The following is a 22,438-nucleotide window of genomic DNA, read 5'->3' on the forward strand; positions in this document are numbered from 1 at the left end:
GGCCGGGCCCGGTGGCGTGGGGCCACCGGGCCCGGCCTGGGCGGTCACGGCGTCGACCGGTAACTCCTGTGAATTTCCGGGGCGGTTGAACACTCCGGGGGAGGCGCCCGTATGTATCGGCGGCTTGTCGTGTTCAGGCCGCCAATCATCAGGCGCGCAGGAGGGTTTCCTTGGTACGCAATTCGCGCAGACGTGCTACCGGTACACGTAGCGGCACCTTTGTAGCCGTCGCCCTGATGCTGGGAGGCGGTGTCCTAGTCACGGCGAACGTGTTCGCCTCGGCGACCGAGGGGGAGACGGCGCAGACGACCTCCGCGGGCCAGGCGTACACCGTCGACTGCCCCGACGTCGGCACACAGCTGACCTCCGTGCCCGAGCAGGCGAAGGAGGACGTCGACAAGGAACTCGCCCTGCTGGACCAGCAGATAGCCGAGGCCTACCAGAGGCTCAAGGAGACGTCGGCAGCCCAGCAGCAGGACCCCGGTTTCGTGGACAACGCGATCCTGGGCCCGCTGAAGGACAAGCGCGCCGCGACGATCGCGCGCATCCTGCAGGCCATCGACCGCGTGGGGGACCCCCCGCAGGGTGTCGAGGCCCTCGCGGGGTGCACGGCGGTCCGCTCCACCGGCGCCGAGGAGGGCCAGGAGGGTCAGCAAGGTCAGGAGGGCCAGCAAGGTCAGGAGGGCCAGCAGGGCAGCCCCCAGCCGTCCACGGGTGACGGCGGCCAGAACGGCCAGGCCGGACAGGGCGACCAGGGCAACCAGGGCGGCGGAGAGCCCGGCGGCGGGCAGGGCGGCAACGGCCCCGTCATGGCGGACTTCGCCGACATCATGAGCGTCAGCCCGAACGCGCCGCGCGGCCCCCAGCCGTCGGACGCCTCTTCCGGCACGTTCTCATCCGACTGCGGTGTCAACGCCAACGGTCTGTTCAACTCCGACAACATCATCGTCGCCCCCGGAGTGACCAACGGCGCCCACCACTTCCACGACTACGTCGGCAACCAGTCCAACAACGGACTCGCCACCATCGACGACCTCGCCAAGGCCGAGACGAGCTGCAAGGACCAGGGCGACAAGTCGTCGTACTACTGGCCCGTGCTGCGCGTGCAGGACGGCACCGTCGAGCGGGACGCCCAGGCGCCCGGCGGCGGCACCGAGGGCAACGCGGGCAAGATCGTGACCCCCAGGCAGGTCACGCTCACGTTCGTCGGCAACCCCGTCAGCAAGGTCACGCCCATGCCGCGCCTGCTGCGCATCATCACCGGCGACGCGAAGGCGTTCGTCAACGGGCCGGCCAACGCCAACGCCTCCTGGAGCTGCACGGGTCTCGAGGACCGGCAGCTGAAGGACAGGTACCCGCTCTGCCCCGACGGCAGCGACGTGGTCCGCACCTTCCGCTTCCAGAGCTGCTGGGACGGCCAGAACGTCGACAGCGCCAACCACCGCACCCACGTCGCGTTCGCCGACGCGGGCGGCAACTGCCCGCAGGGCTTCAAGACCATCCCGCAGCTGGTCCAGCGCATCGTGTACGACGTCAAGGCGCCGAGCGTCCAGGACGGCGGCAAGACGGTGCCGTTGTTCGCGGTGGACTCCTTCCCCGAGAACCTGCACAAGCCGGTCACCGACCACGGCGACTTCATCAACATCTTCGACGAGGGCCTGATGCGGGAGGTGGCCGACTGCATCAACGAGGGCCGCACCTGCGGCCCCGGTGATGACGGTGCGGAGGAGCCCGGCAACGGCGGGAACGACAACCCCGGCGGGGAGGAGCCCGGTAACGGGGGCAACGACAACCCCGGCAACGGCGGGAACGACAACCCCGGCGGGGAGGAGCCCGGTAACGGGGGTAACGACAACCCCGGCAACGGCGGGAACGACAACCCCGGTGGGGAGGAGCCCGGTAACGGGGGCAACGACAACCCCGGCAACGGCGGGAACGAGAACCCCGGCGGGGAGGAGCCCCCGGCGGACACCCCGGACGACGGCCAGAACGGAGGCCAGGACGACGGCCAGAACGGAGGCGGCGACACCCCCGACGCCCCCGTCACGGTGACGCCCAAGGCCGACTCCACGCCTCCGGCGGGCCAGGACGACACGGCCGCCCCGCCCGCCGGCGGCCACGAGCACCACGGCGAGCAGCAGCCGGCGCAGCAGTCGGAACAACAGCCGGGGCAGCAGTCGGCGGCGCCGGTCCAGCAGACGCCCGCCCCCGGTGCGTTCGCCCCGAGCCCCGCGGGACAGGCCGGCCAGCAGGCGATCAACGGCGGGCTGGCCGACACCGGGACCAACCTGTGGCCGGCCGGCCTCGGAGCGGTCCTGGCGATCGCGGGATTCCTCCTGCTCCGCCAGGTGAAGCGCGGTTCGAACTAGCTCCGCCTTCCAGGCAGCCGCAGTGAAGTCCCCCTTGGCGACCGGGCCCACCGCCCGGTCGCCAAGGGCGTTGTGCCGCTAGACCGGCACTCCCGCGCCGTCGAGGAGCCGGTGCATGTCCTCGGCGGGCAGGCTGGGGTTGCCGGCGGCGAGATGGGTCGTGTCGGGATTGTCGAGCAGCTCGCGGAGCAGTGGTACGGGGACCCGCGGGTGACGGGCCGCCGCCCATCGCCGCTCCGGGTCGCGGGCGAACTCCGCCAAGGTCTCCGCGGGCAGTTCCGGGTCGGTCAGCGCGAGACGACGTTCCTCGGGGTCCGTCGAGTCCGCGAACCGTGCCGCGAGACCCCCGGCGGGGAACCGCGGATGGGCGGCGAACATCAGGACCGCGCGGTGGCTGCCGTGCAGGTAGAGGTCCAGCAGGAGCTCCGGCGGCGGCTCCGGGTGGAACTCGCACAGCAGGAGCCGCACGGCGAAGTCCTCGTCCCGGGAGAGCAGTTCGACGAGATCGGGTTCCAGGCCGGGGCACACGGCGGCGCTGCGGCGCAGCCATATGTGCGCGGAGGTCGCGCATCGCCGCAGGACTTCCGGGTCGTCCCGGGCGTCCCACACCCAGTCCAGCACGTCCAGGCGGTCCTCGGGGCCCACGGTGTAGTCGACGGCCGCGCGTTCCCGTTCCGTCAGTTCCGGCCTGGCGGAGACGACCAGCCGCACGCGCGGATCCGGATGGGCGGCCAGCCGCCGGACCAGGTCCGGCGGGAGGAAGGGGTTAGCGGCTACGAACCCCGGGTCGTCCTCGGCGACCAGGCGTTCGGCGAGTTCGCGGCTCAGCATGCCGTGGCGCAGTACCGTTTCCCGGTGCCAGGAGTTCGCGAGGCTCTCGACGAGCCAGGCGGTGCGTTCGGCGTCCTGGCGGCAGACCTGCAATGCCGCGGCGCGTCGCACGTCGAGGTCCTCATCGTGGAGCAGCGCCTCCTTGGCGTCGTCGGTGAGTGTGTCCCACGCGCGGCAGGCCGCCTTGCGCAGGGGTCCGTCCGTATGGTCCGCCAGTCCCGCCAGTAGGTGGGCGGGCACGGCGTGCGAGGTGACGGCCTCGCCGCGGATCCGCCGGTCCGGGTGGGCGAGGAGACGTTCGTACGCCCGGTCGGGCAGGGGCTCCACGGCTTTCCGGTACGCTATCGGCCCGATCGCCAGGGCCATGAGGACCTTCGGCGACGGATCGTCGAGGAGGCGGGCCCGCAGCGCGGGGTCCGCGTTCGCGCTCAGGGCGAATTCCGAACGCAGTTCCGGGTCGGGGTCCGCCAGGATCACCTCGGCCACGTGCACGGGCAGATCCCTGCGTTGGACGACGTTCCGTCGGATCGCCCGGTCGTCGTGCTTGAGCAGCCGCAGCAGGACGTCTGCGGGCGCGGAGGGGTTCCAGGACAGTTCCGGCAGGGCGGCGAGGTGGTGGTCGGCCATGGGGTCAGGCACCCCCCACCGTGCTGCGCCCGGCGATCCTGAAGGTGACGGCGGCCTCCCGGGTGCCGGTCACACCGCCCGCCGCTGCCGGCGGTTCGACGTCTTCTGGTGGCCCGTACGCCAACGACATCGCACGCACTCCGTGTCTCCCCACGCTCCGAATTCCGGTTACGGCGGGCGATTCTGCGGTACTCGCGGGGCCTTGCCGCAAGCCCCCCGGTGCGCTATACGTTGGGAACGGATTGGAGTGGACGCCCTCCTTTCCTTTTCTTTTGCGCGCTCGCGCCGGAGCCCGCCGGAGGGACGCTCAGGCGCCGCCAGAGCGCCGAGACCCGGGCCCCGCCCCGAACGCGAGAAATCCCCGTACCGCAATTGCGGTACGGGGATTTCCTCACGTATATTGAGTGTTTCTGTGCGCGCACAGAAACGGCCCCTCACCGGGGGCCACTGGAAACAGCATATCCGACAGGGAGCGAATGTGTCAACTCGCGAAAGCGTCGAACTGCAGAAGGAGCAGGAATTCATCGACCGGCTCTACGAGCGGGTCGACGCGCTGCGCGGGGTCGCCGCCCAGCGCGTGGACGACGCACTGTCCCCGGTGGGCAACGGCATGCAGGCCCGTCTCGAGCGCGACGTCCTCGTCGCCGAGCGGTCCGGGCTGCTGGCGGCCCTCGACGCCGTCGACGGCTCGCTGTGCTTCGGCCGGATCGACCTCCACGGCGGTGCCGCGCACCACATCGGCCGGATCGGGATCCGTGAGGACGACACCGACCACACCCCCCTCCTGATCGACTGGCGCGCGCCGGTCGCCCGGCCGTTCTACGTCGCCACCGGGCACACCCCCATGGGTCTGCGCCGGCGCAGGCACATCACGACCGAGGGCCGCCGGGTCACCGAGCTGCACGACGAGATCCTCGACCTCGAGGACGGCGACCGCAGCGGCTTCGAGGACCGCACCGGCGACGCCGTGCTGCTCGCCGCCCTCAACTCGGCCCGCACCGGCCGCATGGCCGACATCGTGCGGACCATCCAGGCCGACCAGGACCGCATCATCCGGGCCCCGCACCGCGGTGTCCTCGTCGTCGAGGGCGGCCCCGGCACCGGCAAGACCGCGGTCGCGCTGCACCGGGCGGCCTTCCTGCTGTACGAGCACCGCGAGCTGCTGGCCAAGCGCGCCGTCCTGATCGTGGGGCCCAACCCGGCCTTCCTGCGCTACATCGGCGAGGTGCTGCCCGCACTCGGCGAGACCGGCGTCATGCTCGCCACGCAGGCCGAGCTCTTCCCTGGTGTCCACGCCCGCGGCACCGACGCCCCGCGCGCGGCGGCCGTCAAGGGCGCCGCGGCCATGGCCGAGGCGCTCGCCCTCGCCGTCCGCGACCGCCAGGCGCTGCCCGAGCCGGGTGCGCCGATGGTCATCCGGCACGACGACGGCGAACTCGTCCTGGACTGGGAGATCGCCTACCGGGCCCGGGAGGCCGCCCGCGAGACGCGCCTGCCGCACAACCTGGCCCGGCCGTACTTCGCGTTCCACGTCATCGACGCCCTCACCGCACAACTCGCCGACCGCATCGGTGCGGACCCGTACGGCGGCCCCAACTTCCTGGGCCCGGACGACATCGCGCAGCTCGGCAAGGGCGTCGCGGCCAGTGAGGAAGTGCGGGCGGCCGTGGCGGAGCTGTGGCCGATGCTCACCCCGCAGGAGTTCCTCGCCGACTACCTGGCCGAGCCGGCGTACCTGCCGGACGCGGACGCCGGGGCGATCCGCCGCGCCCCCGGTGAGGACGAGTGGACCCCGGCCGACGTGCCGCTCCTGGACGAGGCGGCGGAACTGCTCGGCGTCGACGACAGCGCCGCACGGGCCGCCGCGGAGGCCGAGCGCCAGGAGCAGATCGCCTACGCGCAGGGCGTCCTGGAGGTGTCCCGCGGTTCGGAGTCCTTCGAGTTCGAGGACGCGGAGTCCGAGGTCCTGGCCGCCCACGACATCATCGACGCCGAGCGGATGGCCGACCGGCACGAGGAGGCCGACCACCGCAGCGCCGCCGAGCGGGCCGCGGCCGACCGGACCTGGGCGTTCGGGCACATCATCGTCGACGAGGCGCAGGAGCTGTCGCCGATGGCGTGGCGCCTGCTGATGCGCCGCTCCCCGACCCGCTCGCTGACCCTGGTCGGCGATCCGGCGCAGACCTCGGAGGAGGCGGGCGTCGGCTCCTGGGACAAGATCCTCCAGCCGTACGTCGGCGACCGCTTCGAGCACGTGCGGCTGGGCGTCAACTACCGTACGCCCGCGGAGATCATGGACCTGGCCGCGCAGGTCGTACGCACCGAGGACCCCGGCTTCGAGCCGCCGCGTTCGGTGCGTTCGACGGGCGAGAAGCCGTGGACGCGGCACGCCGGCGCGGATCTGGCGGGCGCGGTGGCGCGGGCCGTCGCCGAGCTCACCCCGCAGGAGGGGCGCCTCGCGGTGATCGCGCCGCGCGCGCTGCACGAGGAGATCGCCGCCCCGCTCGACGGCGTCACGCCCGGTGCCGAGCCCGATCTCACCCGGTCCGTGGTCCTGCTCGGCCCCCGCGAGGCGAAGGGGCTCGAGTTCGACCACGTCCTGGTCGTGGAACCGGCGGCGTTCGGTACCAGCGACCTGTACGTGGCCCTGACCCGCGCCACCCAGCGCCTGGGCATCGTCCACCGCGAGCCCCTGCCCGAGTCGCTTCGCTGACGGCCGGCGCGACGCGACGACCCCGGCCCGGTGCGCCCGGGCCGGGGGGCGTCCGGAGTCGTCCGGGCCGGGGGGAGCGTCCGGGGACGCCGCGGTGTTCCCGCGAGGTGCGCTGACGCCTCACGGGGCCGGGCACCGGCTCATCACGGTCACCGCCCTCCGCGGCGGCCATGCGGCGACAAACCGGGATGCGCGGACCGCAGGCCCCGTGAGAGTCTGCGGCGGTGCTGTTGAACGATCACACCGTCAGTGTCGAACTCTGGCCCGTCGGTTACCAGTTCCCCGCGGGACGCGGAAATCCGCACGACGACAACTGGCTGGTCATCGGCGGCGCGGTGACCACGCCCGAAGGCCGCTGGCGGTTCACCGACCCGAGCCTGCTGACCCATGAGGCGCAGGCGGTCACCAGGTGGCTGCGCGGGGTCGCCGCGGGGACGACAGCGGTGACCGGACCCGACGCCGAGGGCCATCTGTGGCCGGACGCCTGGTTCACCGAACCGGTCCTGGGGTTCAGCCTGGCGGAACGAAGCGGGGACGGGGCGCTGATCCGCGTCCATCTGTCCATGGAGGCGTTGCCGCCGTGGCAGCGGGGTGCCAACGGGGCCGACATCTACCAGTACACCGTTGACGTGCGGACCGAAGCGGCCGCTCTGCTCCATGCGGCAGACCGGTGGGAAAGCGCCCTGGCCGCCTTCCCGCCCCGCTGAACGTCCGCCGGACGGACGCCGCTGGACAAGGCCGACTACCGCGAGCGCCACGCGGTCGAGTGCGGGATCAACCGCCTCAAGCGCCACGGGGCCGTGGCCACGAGATACGACTGGCTCGCCGTCCGCTACGAGGCCACCGTCACCATCGCCGTCATCAACGAGCGGTTCCGACCTTTCCCACCAGCTTCGGTCCGCGAGAAACGCGGTATCGCTGCAGGTGGCCAGGCACTTAGCCTGTGACGCATGCATCAGCCACGAAGGCGCGACCGGCGCCCGGCTCGTCGCGCGCCGTCCAGGCCGGCCCAGCGCCGGCCGTTCCGCCTCACGGTCGTGGGCGTTGATGTCGTCCTGGTCGGCTACTTCTCCGCCAAGCAGAAGGACTTCGAAACGCTGATGGCCTCGGCAGCGACAGAACTGGCAGCACGCGGGGCTCGGGTCATCGTGCAGATCGTGCAACGACGAGGCGTCTCGGATGGCGGGGTCCGGAAGATGAGCCAGCCCTATTCCTCGCGGACTCTGCTGAGCCACGGCAAAGTCCGTGAGGTAGCTCAGGCCTGCGACCAGGCCAAAGCCGACGTGGTGATCTTCATCGGCACCTTGACCGAGCGACAGCGGCGTACGCTGACGGACCTGCTCGGCCGTCCCGCTGTGAGTCTCGCCGATATCGTCGCCACCGACTGACCGCTCACGCGAAGCGGCCTTTTGAAAGCGGCCCTAGTACCAGTTGTTGGCCTGCCAGAACGACCAGGCGCCGCACGGGCTGCCGTAACGGCTGTCCATGTACTTGAGGCCCCACTTGATCTGGGTGCCGGGGTTGGTGCGCCAGTCGGCGCCCGCGGAGGCCATCTTGGAGCCGGGCAGGGCCTGGACGAGGCCGTAGGCGCCGGAGGAGGAGTTCGTCGCGGTGTAGTTCCAGCCGCTCTCGTGGCCGACGATGTTCGAGAAGCACTGGTACTGGGAGGCGTCGCCGATGATCGCCTGTGCCATGGCCTGGACCTCGGCGACGGTGTACGAGGCCTTGACGACCAGCGCGGCGCGGGCGGCGGCCTTGGCCTTGCGGTCGGCCTCGGCCTTCTCCGCGGCGTCCTTGCGGGCAGTGGCGTCCTTGGCGGCCTGCTTCCGCGCGGCCTGCTCCGCGGCCTTCCTGGTGCCGACGTCAGCGGCGTCGGACTGAGCCTGCACCTGCTGCGTCAGGGAGGCCTGCTGGACCCGCTGGCCGGCGGGTATGTCCGCGAGGACGGTGGAGTCGGTGGCGGCGACGGGCTGCACGCTCGCCTGACTGCTCGAGGCGACACCGACGACGGCGCCCACGGAGGTGACCGCCGTGGCCGAAGCCACCGCGATCCCCCGGACCGAGATCCGGCTCACACGGTTTCCTTCCAGCGTGGCCCGTTCGGCGACCTCCCGGACACGATCGTGCCGCTGCCGCCAACTCCGTTGCCCCGTACGCGCGTACGTACGGATGTGCGGAGGACAGGGCCTGACTGGAGCGACAGCCTGCCGTAGGAGAACGGCTCAAGGCAATTCCCCCGGCACATTTACTTACCCACGCATCATCGGCCCCACGGGTCATCCCCCGTACCGGCCCAGCCGGCCGGCGGCGTTCAGTGGCCGGCGAGTTCGCCGGTGAGCCTGCCGTGGAGCGCGGCGCTGGGCCGGTTGAGGCCGGGGCGCGGACGACGCGGCCCCGGCCGAAGGAGAAGGGGCAGGGCCACGGACGTCGGCCCTGAGCGGGACGGACGCGCCTGCATCACCGGCCGTACGCCCGCTACGGCACCCTCAAATCCCCCTCTGAACCCGGCTCCGGCAGGCTTCGGACACCCCCGGCGATGGGCACGTACCCGGCAGAGGCACGGGGGGAGACGCCATGGACGAGGCAACGGCGGTCCGGCTGGAACCGCACGAGATCGCGATGCTGCGCGGCGGCCCCAGAGCCGCCCTGACGGTCGCCGTGGTGGCGCTGCACCTGCGCGGTGCCGTGGAGTCCGGCCGGCCGGGCACCCTGCGCCGGGAGCCGTCCCCGGAGCAGGCGGACCCGCCGCCGCACCGTCATCCGCTGGAGAGGGCGGTACGCGTCGGGCTGTACCGGCCGGCGGGAATCAGGGAGCTGCTCGACCGCGCGGTCGTGCGCAAGGCGCTGTCGCGGATGCGGGCCGAGCTGGCCGCGGCGGGGCTGCTGCGGCTGGTGCGGGCGAGCCCGACCCGGGCCGCCCGACGGTACATCGCGGGCCTGCGGCGGAACACACCGATGCCCCGGGACCGCACAGGGCTCGCGGAAGAGGACGTCCTGCTCGCGGTCGCCCTCTACGGGGACCCCGCGCTGACCGCGCTCGTCCCCGCCTTCACCGGTGAGGCCGGGCTGATCGGCCGGGGAGCGGTCGCGGACGAGGGCCTGTTCCCGTTCGGCCGGCACGACTTCCTGCGCTGGCGCGCCGACCACCCCGACGACGGATCGGGTTACGGCACCGACGGCACCGACGGCACCGGCGGCGGCGCGGGCCACAGCGGCCACTCCGCCGGCCATTCCGCCGACCACTCCGGCGGCGGCTTCAGCTGCGGCGGAGGGGGCGGCGGTCCGGACTGACGACGGCGACGGAGCGGGCGCCGGGCGCGCGGCAGCGGTCAGAAGCCGAGGGACTTCGTCGTGTAGGCGCACTCGGTGTAGATGTAGCCGGGCTTGAGGCTGGCCGTGTCCGACGCCGGGCTCGACCCGTCGGACGACGTCGACTTGTGCAGGAAGTACGTGGTGCCGACGGGCAGCCGGATGGTGCGCTGCGGGTACTTCTTGCCACTGTCCTGGCAGGGCTTGAAACCCGCCAGCGAGGGCGTCAGCAGGGAGTACGAGGTGCAGCTGCCGCAGGCCTTGAGCGTGAGGCTGCCGGTCACCGGCCCGGTGTAGAGCACCGTGATCGGGTTGGGGCTGTCGTTCTTGATCGTGACCGAGATGCTGCCGCCGGAGGCCAGTGTGGGCAGCCGCTTGCCCGCCGAGGGGATCTCGTCCGCGACCTCCGCGGCGATCGCGAACTTCTTGGCCAGGGCCCGGTTCCCGGCGCTCTTGTTGTCGGCGACGTATTTGTTCATCGTCTCCCGCGCCTCGCCGAAGTCGCCGTCCTTGTACTGGTCGACCCCGCAGGCGTACACCCCGGAGTCGGCGCTCCTCCCGGCCCGGGCGGCGGAGGCGGCGACGGCGTCGCCGGCGTCCCCGCTGCCCGCGTTCAGGCCCCCGGCCTGGGTGCCCAGGGTGCGCAGCCGCTCGACGGCGGCGCAGGGATCGGAGCCGCTCACGCCCTTCGCGGCCTTGCCCACGGCCGAGTCGACGGCGGGTGCGACCTTCGCGGCCTGCTCGGAGTCGGGGAAGGTGCGCAGGAGTTCCCCGAAGTTCCCCGTCCAGTCGGCGTCCTCACCGGTCAGGCGCTGCGCGCCGCACTCGTAGAGCGAGGTGGCCAGGCGGTCGTCGGGCCACGCGGCGAGCGTGCCGAGGGTCTGCCTGCCCATGGTGGCGGGGACCGTGCGCAGGTAGGTCAGTGCCGGTATCGCCGCGCAGTAGTCCTTCTGCTCGTAGGCGGCGCCGACGGTCGTGTAGTAGGTCTTCAGGCGGTCGGGCACCCGGGCGGCGGCCCGGGAGTCCGGGTGGCCGGACCTGATGTCCCGGTACTCGTGCAGGGCCTTGCGGTAGTCGGACTCGGCCACCTCGAAGGGATCGCTCCCGCCGGCCCGCACCAGCCGGTCGGCCTGGTCGAGCCGGTCGAGGAGCGCCTGCTCGTTGGCCTCGTCGCGCGCCATGTCGTACAGCACGACGCCCCCGGCCGGCACCGCCAGCAGCACGATGCCGAGGGCGATCGCCAGGGGGGAGCCCGTGGGCCACACCAGCCGGGTGCGCAGGCCGACCACGGCGCCGTGGACGGCCGCGGCCAGGAGGAAGAGCAGGTAGACGACGACCAGGCCCACGGGCACGCCGTCCGGGTCCGCGGGCAGCGCCACCAGCAGCAGGAGGCCGGTCGCGAACCAGCACACAACCATGGGCACCCAGCGCCGGGTCAGGGCGTAACCGAGGCCGAGGCCGCTGAGGTTGAGCAGTCCCACCGCCGCCGCCCGGAGCCCGTCCGGCGGCGCGGGCGGTGGTGAGGAGGGCATGGGCGGGACGGCGAAGCCGTATCCGTACCCGTACGCGGCGCCGTGCGGTTGCTCGGACATGGCGGCTCCCCCTGGTCAGCAACGCCCGCATGCCTGCAACTTGACAGTGTACGGACGGTAGCCGTATCCCGACAGTGAGTTCGGGAGGGGAATCGGCCCGAGGGGGCATGGGTGCGCCCGCGGCCGGGGCCCGGTCGGCGGCCGCTCGCCGACCGGGCCGGCGCCCGCGGCTCAGGCGGCCTTGAAGGGCTGCCGGTAGGACTTGCGGAGGGACGCGGCGGCGACGGGGAGCAGGGTGGCGAGCACCTTGCCCTTGAGCGTGCCGGGTGTGCGCGTGAGCTCGACATCGACCCGGGTGCCGTTCCCCTCGGGGGTCAGCTGGAAGACCCAGCCGCCGCCGGGCCCGAACACCTTGGAGTCGTGCGTGGCGACGGTGACCCGTCCCCGCTCGGCGTCCCAGTCGTAGCGCGCCCGCTCCCACGCGGAGGCGGTGCCCTCGGTCACCTCGGCCCAGGTGTCGCCGATCGCGTGGACCGTGAGGTGCTCGGCGTCGATGGTGGGCCAGTTCCGGGCCCGCTCGGGACCGAAGTCGGTGAGCACCGCCAGCGCCTCCGACGGGGTGAGCGAGGAGATCAGGTGAAAACGTACGACAGCCATTGCGGCGTCCCCCACATCATTAAGTAACCGTTCTGAACGGTGACGACCGTCCCACGGAGTGAAGTCACCTGTCAAGCCAGTGACGAATCCCGGATCACCGGTTAGGATGGTGATGTGAAACATGCCTTTCCCTGCGGGACGCTCGCCCTCGACTTCCTGGGCACGCTGCGCGCACGACGCAACGCGGTGCCCAAGGAAATGCTCGCCTCGCCCGAACTCCTCGACTCCTGGTTCGTCGAGTCGCGGATGCTCGACCACGAGCCCGCCGCCGACGCGTCGGACCTCGCGGCGGCCGTGGAACTGCGGGAGTCGATCTACACCCTGGTCGAGGCGCGGCTGGACGGTGCTCCGCTGCCCGCCGACGCCGTCGCCGCGGTCAACCGCCACGCGGCACGGGCCCCCGTCGTCGCCCAGCTCGCCCAGGGCGGCACGAGCCGCTCCGGTTCGGCCGCCCAGGGCCTCGCCGCCCTCGCCCGCGAGGCGGTCGAGATCATCGGCGGCGACGAAGCGGCCCTGCTGCGCGAGTGCTCCCGCCCCGAGTGCACCCAGGTCTATCTCGACCGCTCCCGGGGCCGCCGCCGTGAATGGTGCGCGATGCGCACCTGCGGCAACCGCGTCAAGGCCGCCGCCTTCCGCGCCCGCCACCGCCCCACGCCGGCGTGAGCCCGGATCCGGCCCGGTGAACGGCTCCCGCCCTCAGAACCCGACGAGGAGGTGCCGGGGCCCGCGCAGCATCGCGTTGCGGCGGTAGGGCGGCGGGTCCTGCAGCAGGGTCGCCGTGCCCAGGCCGGGGAGCAGCGCTCCGAGAGCGGCCTGGGCCTCGATACGGGCGAGCGGTGCTCCATAGCAGAGGTGGATGCCGCTGCCGAAGCCGATGTGCTCGTTGTCCTTGCGGGCGGGGTCGAACCGCTCGGGGTCCTGGAACCGCAGGGGGTCACGGCTCCCCGAGGCGAGCGCGAGGATCACGGACGTCCCCTTCGGGATGACGGTGCCCGCGATCTCCACGTCGGCGAGCGGGATGCGCTCGCGCAGGTGCACCGGCGGCTCGTACCGCAGCAGTTCCTCCACCGTCTCCGGCAGCAGCTCCGGTTCCTGGCGGAGCCGTTCCAGCTGGTCGGGGTGGCGAAGCAGGGTGAGCACGCCGTTGGTGATGAGGTTGACCGTGGTCTCGTGCCCCGCGATGAGGAGCAGGATCGCGGTCATCGCCAGCTCCTCGTCGGTGAGCCGCAGCTCCGGGTCCGGTTCGTTGACGAAGTCCGAGAGCATGTCGCCGGTGGGCCGGCCGCGGCGCTGCCCGGCCAGACCGAGCAGGTACGCCCCCATCTCCAGCCGGGCCCGGCGGCCCGCCTCGGCCCGCTCGGCGGTGTCCTCGCCGGGGCTGATGTCGGCGGAGGCGACGAGCAGGTCGGTCCACTCCCGGAACCGGGGCTCGTCCTCACGCGGGACGCCCAGCACCCGGCAGATCACCGTGACCGGCAGCGGGTAGGCCAGATCGTCCACGATGTCGACGTGGTCGCGGCCCCGGAGCCCCTCGACCAGCTCCCCGGTGATCCGGGTGATCTCACTCCGCATGGCGTCGACCCGGCCGGGGCTGTGCGGAGGGCCGAACGGCCGCATGGCCAGCGTGCGCAGCCGGTGGTGCTCGGGGTCGTCGAGCCGCAGGAACGGCAGGTGCTGCGTCTCCTCCGACGACGGGGGAGCCGGTGTCGTGCGGTTGCGCGGGTCCGCGCTGAGCCTCGGGTCGTGGAGCAGGCCCACGACCTCGTGGTACGTGCCGACCAGGTAGCTGCCGTCCGTCTGGCGCACCACGGGCCCGGCCTCCCGGAGCTCCGCGTACAGCGGGTACGGGTCGGGGCGGCTGGCGTAGTCGGTGATCCGTTCCAGCAGGGTCTCGGCGGTCATGCGTGGTGGCTCCTCGTGGATGGGCGGGGTGGATCACCCGGTGGGCCTCGCCAGGACCAGCCGGCGGTCCGGCAGGTAGCCGGTGAGCGCGACGGTCGGACCGTGCGAGAGCCTGCTCGGGTCCGGCACGTCGGAGGGGAGCGGGACCTCGGCCGCCGCACGCCGGTCCGCCGCCCCCGGCGGGGGCGGGAACGGGGCCGCGGTCTCGATGAGGCGCTCGTAGTACTCCAGCGACTTGGCCATGTTGACCGTGACCGCGGCGGTCACCCGGCCGCGGTAGCCGTAGACCATCACCAGGCGGCGCTCCTCCAGCGAGCCCTGGGCGATGACCACCTCGTCGGAGAACGTCGGGACGCCCACCGACTTGATGTTGTAGCCGAACTGGCTCGACCAGAACGTCGGGACCGAGAGGTGCGGACGCCGCAGCGGCCCCGGACTGACCATGTTGTGCGCGGCCACCGCGGCCTGGTCCACCGCGTTGCGCCAGTGCTCAAGGGAGAGCAACTGGTACTCGTACAGCGGGTGCGGGAAGCGTGAGACGTCGCCGGCCACGAAGACGTCGTCCGTGACGATGCCGTACATGTCGAACGCCCGGCACCCGGCGTCGCAGGCGATCCCGCGCGGATCCGCGGCCAGCCCCGACTCCGCCAGCCACTCCACGTTGCGGACCGCGCCCATGGCGACGACGCACACGTCCGCGTCGACGCGGGTGCCGTCCGACAGGTCCGCGCCGGTGAACCTGCCGCCGGTGCCGCGCAGCGAGGTGACGGTCACCCCGCAGCGGAGGTCCACACCGTGCGCCCGCTGCATGGCGGCCGCGAGCTTCGACAGCGTCCCGCCGAGCGCGCCCACCAGCGGGGCGGGGCCGCGTTCGGTGACCGTGACCTCCAGACCGCGCTCGCGGCAGACCGACGCGATCTCCGAACCGGTGAAGCCCGCCCCGATCACCAGCACCCGGCGCGGCCCGGCCGCCAGCCGCTCGGCAAGGCCCGCGGCGTCGTCGCTGGTGCGCAGCGTGAACACCCCGTCGAGGGCGGCCTCCTCGGGAACGTGCCAGGGCCGCGCCCGCGTTCCGGTCGTGATCAGCAGCCGGTCGTACGGCAGCGAGGAGCCGTCGCCCAGCAGCACCTGCTTCCCGACCGGATCCAGCCCCGTGGCGCTCACCCCCAGCCGCCACTCCGCCTCCGGATCACGGCGCATCGGCAGCTCGGTGGCGTCCGCCGACGCCTTGCCCAGCAGCACGTGCTTGGACAGCGGCGGCCGGTCGTACGGCGGGTGGGGCTCGTCCCCGACGACGGTCAGCGAACCGGTGAAGCCCTCGTCGCGCAGCGCCTCGGCGGCCCGCAGACCGGCCAGCGACGCGCCGACGATGACGATCCGGCCCTCCTTCAGGTCACCGGACACCGGCGCTCACCGCCTCGCCCACCAGGATCGCCTGCACCGGGCAGGCCGCGGCCGCCTGACGCACGCGTTCGTACTGGTCCTCCGGAACCGCCGGGTCGTACAGCAGTGCCTCCTCGCCGTGCAGTTGGAACACGTCCGGCGCAAGGAACACGCACTGTGCATAGCCTTGGCAACGGGTGAGATCCACGACAACGCGCATGCCCAGCCACTCTCTCCGGCCTTCTGGTGTCCCTTCATTGGTAAGCCCTGCGGGGGCCGCGCGCGCGTCCGGCTACTCCGCCAGGATGCGGCCGCGCCCGGGCGGGGCCAGGCTGAGCTGGTGCCATGCCGAGTGATCGTCCACCCGCCGTCGGGCAGCGGCGGCCGCCGTGTGCGGTACGACGGCAGGATCCTCGGGCTCGCCCACGGCCCCCGCGACGTCCTCGCGCTCGTCCGCCGCGCCGGGCTCCGCATGCGGCTGGGCGACCTGTACGACAGCGACCTCGTGGAGTGGCGCGGCGCCGGGCCGACGACCTGGTGACGGGCGCGCGTGACGGGCCCGCCCCGGGGGCCGTGCGGGCGCGGCTACGTGCGGCTACGAGCGGCTACGACGCGACCGGAGCGGCGTCCTCACGCCCGGGTCGATCACCGGCCGCCACTCCGCGGGCGGGATCGCCCGCTCCGGCACGAACCGCTCGTCCGGACGCCCGTCGCATCCGTCGAAGCCTCGAAGCAGGTCGCCGCCGGCGCCCCGGTTCCGGCGCCGGGACCTCCACCGCGATCCGCATCGTGCCGCCGCGGAAGGGGCCGGGCAGTGACCCCGGGCTCGGATCGCCGGTCGGGTGCACGGCCCGCACCTGCCCCGGCCCGTCGCTCAGACCCCGGCCGCGTGACGTGGAGAAGCAGCATGCGGCGGCGTGCGGGCGGATCGCCGCCGCGTACGTTTCCGGGATGTGCCGACGAGCGCCGCCGGCCGCAGGCGCCCGGGCGGCGTCCGCGTGCGGACGCCGCGAACGCAACCGGCGCGGTGCGACAAGTACGGGGTGAGACCGTCGTGCGACGGTCGGATACGGAGATTCCGTGGAATCGGAACACGACGCGCGCGGCGATCGCGACGGTGACGCCCAACTGTCCCTGGCCGCGGACGATCCGGCGGCGTTCACGCCGCTGGTCGAGAAGTACTCGGCGGCCCTGCACGGCTACTTCGTGCGGCGGATGCCGGGCGCGGCGGACGATCTGCTGGCCGAGGCCTGGTTGCAGGCGTTCGCCGCCCGGCGCACGTTCGACGCCTCGCGCGGGTCCGCGCGGGGCTGGTTGTTCGGGGTGGCCCGCAACGTCCTCGCGGGCCATGTGAGGCGGACCGCGCGTACCGAGCTCCCTGCGGGGACGCAGATCACCGACCCGTGGCAGGCGGTGGACCAGCGGCTGGACGCGGCAGCGCTGGCACCCGCCCTGCGCACAGCGCTGGCCGAGCTCCCCGAGGCGGAGCGGGAGGTGATGCTCCTCGTCAGCTGGGAGCAACTGACGCCGGCCGAGGCGGCCGCCGCCGTGGGCATCCCCACCGGAACGGCCCGCTCACGGCTGCACCGGGCCCGGAGCCGGCTGCGTGAACGGCTCGCGCCAGCCCGCCTCGCGGGACGGGGCCTGACCATGACGGGAGACCTGGGATGAGCACGTACGAGGTGGAGGAGACGGACATGACCGAGCGGCAGGCGCTGTTGGACTTCCCGGGCGCGCAGGCGCTGCAGGCGGCGGGCCGGGTCGAGGCGCCCTCGGCGCGGGTGGTGGCCCGGGCGCTGGCGGTCGTCGAGGAGGCCGCGCGGGAGGGGACGGCGACCGCCCCGCGGGCCGAATCGCGGGAGAACGCCGTGGTGAAGCCGTTCCGGATGCGGCGCCGCGTCGTGGCCGTGCTGGCCGCCGCCGCGGTCGCCGCCGGCATCGCGGTGACGAGCGCGAACACGGGGACGGCACCGGCCGGCACGGGGCACGGGACGCGGGCGGAGTCCGCGTCGCTCTTCCTGAACGACATCGCCGAGATCGCCGCCACCCGGCCGGCGGTCTCGGGGAAGTACTGGAAGGTCCGTTCCGGGACCGGCACCGCGTACATCTCGCGGTCCATGGAACTGACCTACGTCGGCACGGGGAAGGGCAGCCTCAAGCGTCACTTCCCCGGTTGGCGGTTCGGCTCGAAGAACCTGGACTGGAACGGACTGAACGGCCTGCCCACCGACCCGGGGGCGCTGCGCCGGATCATGCTGAGCACGAAGCAGGGCCCCTGGGAGGAGGACGCGGGCACGGTCGCGTTCGAGGAGGCCGGCGTCCTGCTCAGCAGCGCCCCCGCGAGTCCGCAGCTGCGCGCCGGGCTGTTCAAGGCGCTGTCCACGCTGAGGGGCGTCACGATGGCCGGCACCGCCGAGGACGCCGCCGGACGCAGCGGGATCCGGCTGGTGTACCACGGGGGCATCGGCACCACCGAGGTGATCGTCGACCCGAAGACCAGCACGCTCCTCGAGCTCCGCACACCGTGGAAGAACGACCGGAACGACCGCCGGGTGACGGTCCTGTCGGCCGGCCCGACCGACACGATCGGCTGACGGACAAGGTCGAACGGCGCACGGTCCCGGCCCGTAAGGGGCCGTGCGCCGCGGCCCGCGGGGGCGTTCCGAAGCCCCTGACGGCCGTCCGCGCCCACCGCCACCAGGCGACGAGGGTTCCGCCCGCCGCCGCGGTGGCGGCCCGTCACCCCGTCCGCCGTCGAGCGCGTGCGCCGCCGGCGCGCTTGACAGTACCCGGGGGTGATTTGTCCGGTTCGGCAACACGTCGTCGGGCGGGCACGGGCGCTCCCGCGCCGGACGGCGGACGCGTCATTCGTCGTCGCACCGCTCCAGGACCAGTTCCACGGACCCCTCCGCCAGTCCCATCCCCGGCTCGAGGTGCACGTGCGCACCGTCCGGTGTGCCGTCCTCGGCGAGCGTGAGCAAGTGCCGTGCGAGGGCGCGGAGTCCGTCGGCGTTCGCCTCGACGACGACCAGGTGCTCGAGGGCACGGACCTCGATGCGCGCGTCCTCGTCCCAGGTGAAGTCGCGGGCCAGTCCGTCGGTGAACGTGGTCAGGTGCATCGACGCGGGCGGCGCGGGACGCGATTCGGATGCCATGGCGGCCATCATGGCCCACGCCCCGGATCACGCCAGGCAGTCGGCCTGCTCTGTCGGTGGCCGCCCATATGGTGCGGGCAACGTCGTCGAGGAGGAGTTCCCGTGGGATTTTCAGGACACCTGGTTTTTGCCCGCAGCGGGCGCCCGCTGCTGGAAGCGCCCGTGTTCGACGGCGTCGACCAGGAGCTGAAGGACGCCGTTCATACGTGGCGCCCGCGGGAAGGCGGTTGGCAGACCCTCCAGTTCCGCAATGAGATCTGGGAGAACGACGATCTGCCCGCCCTCGTCGAATGGACCGGCGCACCGGCCTGCGTCGCGGACGTGTCCGAGAGCAGCCTCGCCCTGGTGAGAGGTCTGGGCACCGATGGGCGGCGTTGGCAGGCATGGCTCAACCTGCACATTGCCGCGGGATTCCTCACCGACGTGCCCGAGGACGTGGACGAGGTGATCCATTGGGTGGGCACACCCGAGTTCGACGTGGCTGTGAGTCGCACACGCGCGGAACTCGACGCGGAGGTCCCTGCCGACGCCGCGGGCGCTCTCGCCTGGGCCGCTGCGGCGGGGGTCCCGGCCGCGGCGTCGCAGTCGCGGATCGAGGAGCTGCTGCGCTCGGAGGAGACATTCGTCGAAGACCTCTTCGGCATGATGCTCGACGCTTTGGGCTTTCCAGTGGCGACGGAGCCCACGTCACAGCGGTAGGGGACCGCCTGTTACAGCTTGGTCATGCGTTGAGCCAGGGCCCATGACGTGCGGGCGCCAGGGTGATCGCCGACGCGCCGCGATCCGCGTGCCGTCGGTTGATCTCCTCGCGCTCGAAAGGCACGGCATTGTTCGCTCTCGTCTTCGGAGGGCACATGTTGTACCTCCTGCTCGTCGCCCTCGTCTCCGCGGCCGTGCTGGGGGTCGTCGCGACAGCCCTGCGCGGCCGTTCCGACCGGCCCTGGACCTACGGGGCCTGGGCGGCCACGACGACCGCCGCCCTGTTCCTGACGCTCTGGCTGAGACCCGTCGGCACTGGGGCGGTGAGGTGCACGGTGAGCAAGGACGTATGGGAGTCGTTCGGGACGACCCAGGGCTGGATGAACGTCGCCCTGTTCGTGCCGATCGGATTCCTCGGAGTACGCGCCGCCCGGCGTCCGCTGCCGCCCCTGCTGCTGTCCGTCCTGCTGGCCTGCGGCATCGAGACCGTCCAGGCATGCCTTCCCGTCATCGGCCGCTACTGCGACACCAGCGACTTCGTCACCAACGTCACGGGCGCCGCGGCGGGGGCGGGCGCCGGTCTGCTGTCCCTGCGCCTCGCGGGTTCGGGGCTGCCGCCCTGGCCCACCCGTCACCGCGGGTTCCTGGCCGTGACCGGGGCGGGATTCGTCGCCGTCGCCTGCGTGCTGTCGACCGTCGTCGACGTGCGCGTGGTGGACCACGCCGAGCCGAGCAGGCAGGCGTCCGCGGAACAGCAGGCGTTGATCGGGCAGGCGGTCCGCGAGGCGCTGGGCGACGACGTCGCGATCGGCCGCGTCTCGGACAACACGCCGTGCGGTGTCGACGGCGTGAACGAGGAGGTCTGGGCCGAACTGGAGCCGACCGGGATCGCCTTCATGAGCTGGCCCGACAAGGACCGGTTCGTGGTGGACGTGTCCATGGGGCCCCGAACCGAGGCCGCGGCCGTCGGGAAGCCCATCCCGGGCGCCGCCGGGCACGTGCGTGACGCGGCGGCCGCCGGGCGGACCGCCGGCCGCTACGTGGCCGCGCACTATCCCGCCGCCGACACGAAGCAGCCAGCGGTGGCCCACGCCGACGACGGCACGGGGGGCGGGACTTGGACCGTCACGTACCCCTACCGCAACGACCGCATGCCGGCCGTGACGTCGCTGGAGGTGAGGGTGAACTCCGCCGGACGCCTGCTCGGCGTCCGCCTCGCCGCACCCGCCGGCGACAACCCGCAGAAGAACTCCGCCAACTGCGCCTGACGCCCCGGTGGTGGCGGCGGAGGCTCCGTGCGTGCCGCCCTTCGAACGCCGCCTTCTGCCGGGGATCCATGAAGCCCTGGGGACGTTGCGGGCCTTCTCCCCGAGCCAGTGCGCCTCGTCGGCGCCGTCCCGGTTACCGCGGACGCGTCCCGGGGATTCCTGGAGTGGGTCCAGCGGTGGCAGTCCGGGGAGGCCGACTGGGTCTGAGTCGTTGTTCCCCCTCTGGCGACCGGCTGCTCGGCGGCAATACGCTCCCGGCATGGAACCGGGGGATGGGGACACGGGGTTCGCGATTCTTGCAGCCGGGCCCGGGCGGCTTTCGCCCGTCCGGCACGACGGCAGCGGCTGGGCGTCCGGGGTCTGGGGGCTGGTCGCGGTGCTCGTCGTCGTGACGCTCGTTGCGGTACTGGTGATCTCCGTGCGACGGGGTTCCTCACCGGACGACGAGGACTGAGCCGGCCCAGGCGGTGCGGCGGCCCCCGCAGCGGCAGGCGGCGGCGGCAGGACGCCGCCGGTGTCGGTGGTGGCGCCTAGCATCGGGCCGGACATCACGTTCCGCCACGATCACCAGCGTCACCGGAGGCCGCAGTTGCCCTCGATCCATGACTTCGCGACGTGGGAACCCCTGCTGAGGGTCCTGCGGGCCGGAAACGCGGCGAAGCTTGCCACCCCCGGCGGCTACGTGGCGGGACGGATCGGCCTCCACTCGTGGAGTGTGCCGATGCCGCCGAGGTTCCCGCAGCCGGGACGGGCCCTGCAGATCGAGGACATGCAGGACGAGTTCGACGCGGTGGGTCAGGTGCGGAGCGCCCTGTCGGACGCCGGTGTCGACGACGTCTCGTTCACCGCCGAGATCGAGCCGGACGGGAGGACCGTCCTCCACCTGCACGGTCCTGGTGCCGCGGTGGAGCCCGGGATCGGTACGCACCCGGGCGCGCTGGTCCTCGTCGAGGGCGCGGTCCCGGAGCCCTGGCGCCGCCTCCCCGAACCGGCGCCGGAAGCGGTGCCCGCCCCGACGGCCGATCCGGCGTGGCTGGAGCGGACGCTCCGCGAACGGATCCCCGACGCCATCGGGGCGACCGAGGCGGAGATCGCCGCGGCGGAGGAGCGCCTGGGCCTCGCGTTGCCCGACGAGCTGAAGGCGCTGTACCGCGTGACGCGGGCACGGTGGGAGGACTGGGACGACGACTACGAGGTGGCGGCAGGGGTGTTCGGGGCGGTCGGCTGCGAGCTGCTGCCACTCGAGGACCTCTACGTCGCCGACGCGGCCTCACGCCGGTGCCCCTGGGAGTTCGCGGCGACCGAGGCGGTGGTCACCCCGCCCGACGCCGCCGTGCAGGGGGTGGTCGGCTCGCCCGGCTGGATCGCCTTCGGCGACAACGGGGGCGGCGACCGGATCGCCGTCGACCTGACACCCGGCCCGCGCGGGCACATCGGACAGGTCATCATGCTCAGCCACGAGGAGAACATCGGCGCCGGGCTTCTCGCCGACTCCCTCACGGACATGGTCGCGAACCGGCGCCCGAGCCGCGTCGGCCGACGCCGGACGGACGAGCCCGCGGCCGTGGCCCGGGTCAACGTCCGGGGCCTCGCCGGCGTCCAGGCGGCGGCACACCCCGAACTCGAGGTCCTGCGCATCGGCGTCCACGAGGGTGAGCCGCTGAGCCTCGCCCCGGTCGTCGGACTGCCCCGCCTGCGCGCCCTCACCGCCTACCCGGGCACGCTCGCCGACCCGCTGGAGATCGCCAAGCTGACCGGACTGGAGTACGTCAAGCTCAGCCCGGAGCAGTGGCGCGTCCTCCTGGACGCCGGGGCAGTCCCGCGCGGCCTGCTGGCCGCCGCCATCGAGGTGCACGGCGACCGGCACCCGCTCCCCGTCGTGGGCCTGGCCAACGAGATCCTCGCCCTCTGGGACCGCCCGCCGATTCCCGTCACCGTCCTCGAAGGCCACCTCGGCCCCGTGGGGTAGCCGTTCGTGGCGTGGTCGAGCGGA

At 72.9% G+C, this 22,438-nt stretch carries 21 protein-coding genes and 1 pseudogene; 14 read left to right on the forward strand and 8 right to left on the reverse strand.

The features are described 5' to 3' along the window. Window positions 1-236 precede the first annotated feature (236 nt). Window positions 237-2,369 carry a DUF1996 domain-containing protein gene (locus tag ACFW3D_RS04275; protein ID WP_500501110.1) on the forward strand — a complete coding sequence of 711 codons (2,133 nt, stop codon included), beginning with the start codon at window positions 237-239 and terminating at the stop codon, window positions 2,367-2,369. A 78-nt stretch (window positions 2,370-2,447) separates the two neighbouring features. Here the strand turns inward: ACFW3D_RS04275 and ACFW3D_RS04280 are convergent, their stop codons facing one another. After that, window positions 2,448-3,827 carry a HEAT repeat domain-containing protein gene (locus ACFW3D_RS04280; RefSeq protein WP_500501112.1) on the reverse strand — a complete coding sequence of 460 codons (1,380 nt, stop codon included), beginning with the start codon at window positions 3,825-3,827 and terminating at the stop codon, window positions 2,448-2,450. 502 nt (window positions 3,828-4,329) lie between these two features. Between ACFW3D_RS04280 and ACFW3D_RS04285 the strand changes: the two genes are divergently transcribed. The 4 genes and pseudogenes from ACFW3D_RS04285 to ACFW3D_RS04300 all read left to right on the forward strand — a co-directional run bounded on the left by ACFW3D_RS04285 (window position 4,330) and on the right by ACFW3D_RS04300 (window position 7,928). Further along, window positions 4,330-6,540, forward strand: a complete 2,211-nt coding sequence (locus ACFW3D_RS04285; protein ID WP_500501201.1) for a HelD family protein — start codon at window positions 4,330-4,332, stop codon at window positions 6,538-6,540. A 224-nt stretch (window positions 6,541-6,764) separates the two neighbouring features. Continuing rightward, a complete protein-coding gene (locus ACFW3D_RS04290; protein WP_500501114.1) occupies window positions 6,765-7,247 on the forward strand; it encodes a WapI family immunity protein in 483 nt (160 codons plus the stop codon). 9 nt (window positions 7,248-7,256) lie between these two features. Beyond that, window positions 7,257-7,409, forward strand: a pseudogene (locus ACFW3D_RS04295) (IS5 family transposase); the annotation flags it as partial. Between the two features lie 81 nt (window positions 7,410-7,490). Further along, window positions 7,491-7,928, forward strand: coding sequence for an HflX-like GTP-binding protein (locus ACFW3D_RS04300; RefSeq protein ID WP_500501116.1), 438 nt, complete (start codon window positions 7,491-7,493; stop codon window positions 7,926-7,928). Between the two features lie 33 nt (window positions 7,929-7,961). Here the strand turns inward: ACFW3D_RS04300 and ACFW3D_RS04305 are convergent, their stop codons facing one another. Beyond that, window positions 7,962-8,615, reverse strand: a complete 654-nt coding sequence (locus ACFW3D_RS04305) for an aggregation-promoting factor C-terminal-like domain-containing protein (RefSeq protein ID WP_500501118.1) — start codon at window positions 8,613-8,615, stop codon at window positions 7,962-7,964. A gap of 499 nt (window positions 8,616-9,114) precedes the next feature. On the opposite strand from ACFW3D_RS04305, the gene ACFW3D_RS04310 reads away from it, so the two are divergent. Further along, complete coding sequence (locus ACFW3D_RS04310) at window positions 9,115-9,831, forward strand: TIGR04222 domain-containing membrane protein (protein WP_500501120.1); 717 nt, start codon at window positions 9,115-9,117, stop codon at window positions 9,829-9,831. Between the two features lie 38 nt (window positions 9,832-9,869). Here ACFW3D_RS04310 and ACFW3D_RS04315 read toward each other — a convergent pair whose 3' ends face one another. Both ACFW3D_RS04315 and ACFW3D_RS04320 read right to left on the reverse strand, forming a co-directional pair. Then, window positions 9,870-11,441: a hypothetical protein gene (locus tag ACFW3D_RS04315; RefSeq protein ID WP_500501122.1), complete on the reverse strand. Its 1,572-nt coding sequence runs from the start codon at window positions 11,439-11,441 to the stop codon at window positions 9,870-9,872. 171 nt (window positions 11,442-11,612) lie between these two features. After that, complete coding sequence (locus ACFW3D_RS04320) at window positions 11,613-12,038, reverse strand: hypothetical protein (protein WP_500501124.1); 426 nt, start codon at window positions 12,036-12,038, stop codon at window positions 11,613-11,615. Between the two features lie 114 nt (window positions 12,039-12,152). On the opposite strand from ACFW3D_RS04320, the gene ACFW3D_RS04325 reads away from it, so the two are divergent. Next, window positions 12,153-12,701, forward strand: a complete 549-nt coding sequence (locus ACFW3D_RS04325; RefSeq protein WP_500501126.1) for a CGNR zinc finger domain-containing protein — start codon at window positions 12,153-12,155, stop codon at window positions 12,699-12,701. A 33-nt stretch (window positions 12,702-12,734) separates the two neighbouring features. Here ACFW3D_RS04325 and ACFW3D_RS04330 read toward each other — a convergent pair whose 3' ends face one another. Genes ACFW3D_RS04330 through ACFW3D_RS04340 form a run of 3 tightly spaced genes read right to left on the reverse strand, consistent with a single transcriptional unit; the run spans window position 12,735 to window position 15,543 of the window. After that, window positions 12,735-13,940, reverse strand: coding sequence for a cytochrome P450 (locus tag ACFW3D_RS04330; protein WP_500501128.1), 1,206 nt, complete (start codon window positions 13,938-13,940; stop codon window positions 12,735-12,737). A 33-nt stretch (window positions 13,941-13,973) separates the two neighbouring features. Next, a complete protein-coding gene (locus ACFW3D_RS04335; RefSeq protein WP_500501130.1) occupies window positions 13,974-15,344 on the reverse strand; it encodes an NAD(P)/FAD-dependent oxidoreductase in 1,371 nt (456 codons plus the stop codon). Beyond that, the gene (locus ACFW3D_RS04340; protein WP_500501132.1) at window positions 15,334-15,543 is read right to left on the reverse strand and encodes a ferredoxin; all 210 of its coding nucleotides are present in this window, start codon (window positions 15,541-15,543) and stop codon (window positions 15,334-15,336) included. Before ACFW3D_RS04340 ends, ACFW3D_RS04335 begins: the two co-directional genes overlap by 11 nt. Before the next feature lie 120 nt (window positions 15,544-15,663). Between ACFW3D_RS04340 and ACFW3D_RS04345 the strand changes: the two genes are divergently transcribed. From ACFW3D_RS04345 to ACFW3D_RS04355, 3 genes are all read left to right on the forward strand, one after another. Continuing rightward, window positions 15,664-15,864: a hypothetical protein gene (locus ACFW3D_RS04345; RefSeq protein ID WP_500501133.1), complete on the forward strand. Its 201-nt coding sequence runs from the start codon at window positions 15,664-15,666 to the stop codon at window positions 15,862-15,864. Window positions 15,865-16,403: 539 nt separating this feature from the next. Further along, window positions 16,404-16,994, forward strand: a complete 591-nt coding sequence (locus ACFW3D_RS04350) for an RNA polymerase sigma factor (RefSeq protein ID WP_500501135.1) — start codon at window positions 16,404-16,406, stop codon at window positions 16,992-16,994. After that, a complete protein-coding gene (locus ACFW3D_RS04355; RefSeq protein WP_500501137.1) occupies window positions 16,991-17,917 on the forward strand; it encodes a hypothetical protein in 927 nt (308 codons plus the stop codon). The genes ACFW3D_RS04350 and ACFW3D_RS04355 overlap by 4 nt, the downstream gene beginning before the upstream one ends. A 270-nt stretch (window positions 17,918-18,187) precedes the next feature. On the opposite strand, the gene ACFW3D_RS04360 is transcribed toward ACFW3D_RS04355, so the two are convergent. Then, window positions 18,188-18,478 (reverse strand): Imm32 family immunity protein, encoded by a 291-nt coding sequence (locus ACFW3D_RS04360; protein ID WP_500501139.1) that lies wholly within the window; start codon window positions 18,476-18,478, stop codon window positions 18,188-18,190. A gap of 102 nt (window positions 18,479-18,580) precedes the next feature. On the opposite strand from ACFW3D_RS04360, the gene ACFW3D_RS04365 reads away from it, so the two are divergent. From ACFW3D_RS04365 to ACFW3D_RS04380, 4 genes are all read left to right on the forward strand, one after another. Beyond that, window positions 18,581-19,177 (forward strand): hypothetical protein, encoded by a 597-nt coding sequence (locus ACFW3D_RS04365; RefSeq protein ID WP_500501141.1) that lies wholly within the window; start codon window positions 18,581-18,583, stop codon window positions 19,175-19,177. 155 nt (window positions 19,178-19,332) lie between these two features. Then, window positions 19,333-20,445 (forward strand): VanZ family protein, encoded by a 1,113-nt coding sequence (locus ACFW3D_RS04370; protein WP_500501143.1) that lies wholly within the window; start codon window positions 19,333-19,335, stop codon window positions 20,443-20,445. A gap of 259 nt (window positions 20,446-20,704) precedes the next feature. Continuing rightward, the gene (locus ACFW3D_RS04375; protein ID WP_500501145.1) at window positions 20,705-20,899 is read left to right on the forward strand and encodes a hypothetical protein; all 195 of its coding nucleotides are present in this window, start codon (window positions 20,705-20,707) and stop codon (window positions 20,897-20,899) included. Window positions 20,900-21,034: 135 nt separating this feature from the next. Continuing rightward, window positions 21,035-22,414 (forward strand): SMI1/KNR4 family protein, encoded by a 1,380-nt coding sequence (locus tag ACFW3D_RS04380; protein ID WP_500501148.1) that lies wholly within the window; start codon window positions 21,035-21,037, stop codon window positions 22,412-22,414. Window positions 22,415-22,438 lie beyond the last annotated feature (24 nt).

Source organism: Streptomyces sp. NPDC058864 (assembly GCF_042742985.1).
Lineage (GTDB): Bacteria > Actinomycetota > Actinomycetes > Streptomycetales > Streptomycetaceae > Actinacidiphila.

Excerpts from the sequence above, each read along its gene's own strand:
- ACFW3D_RS04355 (WP_500501137.1), top strand. The coding sequence starts at position 16,991 with ATGAGCACGTACGAGGTGGAGGAGACGGACATGACCGAGCGGCAGGCG.
- ACFW3D_RS04300 (WP_500501116.1), top strand. The coding sequence starts at position 7,491 with ATGCATCAGCCACGAAGGCGCGACCGGCGCCCGGCTCGTCGCGCGCCG.
- ACFW3D_RS04340 (WP_500501132.1), bottom strand. The coding sequence starts at position 15,543 with ATGCGCGTTGTCGTGGATCTCACCCGTTGCCAAGGCTATGCACAGTGC.
- ACFW3D_RS04280 (WP_500501112.1), bottom strand. The coding sequence starts at position 3,827 with ATGGCCGACCACCACCTCGCCGCCCTGCCGGAACTGTCCTGGAACCCC.
- ACFW3D_RS04360 (WP_500501139.1), bottom strand. The coding sequence starts at position 18,478 with ATGGCATCCGAATCGCGTCCCGCGCCGCCCGCGTCGATGCACCTGACC.
- ACFW3D_RS04315 (WP_500501122.1), bottom strand. The coding sequence starts at position 11,441 with ATGTCCGAGCAACCGCACGGCGCCGCGTACGGGTACGGATACGGCTTC.
- ACFW3D_RS04310 (WP_500501120.1), top strand. The coding sequence starts at position 9,115 with ATGGACGAGGCAACGGCGGTCCGGCTGGAACCGCACGAGATCGCGATG.
- ACFW3D_RS04370 (WP_500501143.1), top strand. The coding sequence starts at position 19,333 with ATGTTGTACCTCCTGCTCGTCGCCCTCGTCTCCGCGGCCGTGCTGGGG.
- ACFW3D_RS04320 (WP_500501124.1), bottom strand. The coding sequence starts at position 12,038 with ATGGCTGTCGTACGTTTTCACCTGATCTCCTCGCTCACCCCGTCGGAG.
- ACFW3D_RS04275 (WP_500501110.1), top strand. The coding sequence starts at position 237 with ATGCTGGGAGGCGGTGTCCTAGTCACGGCGAACGTGTTCGCCTCGGCG.
- ACFW3D_RS04330 (WP_500501128.1), bottom strand. The coding sequence starts at position 13,940 with ATGACCGCCGAGACCCTGCTGGAACGGATCACCGACTACGCCAGCCGC.
- ACFW3D_RS04375 (WP_500501145.1), top strand. The coding sequence starts at position 20,705 with ATGGAACCGGGGGATGGGGACACGGGGTTCGCGATTCTTGCAGCCGGG.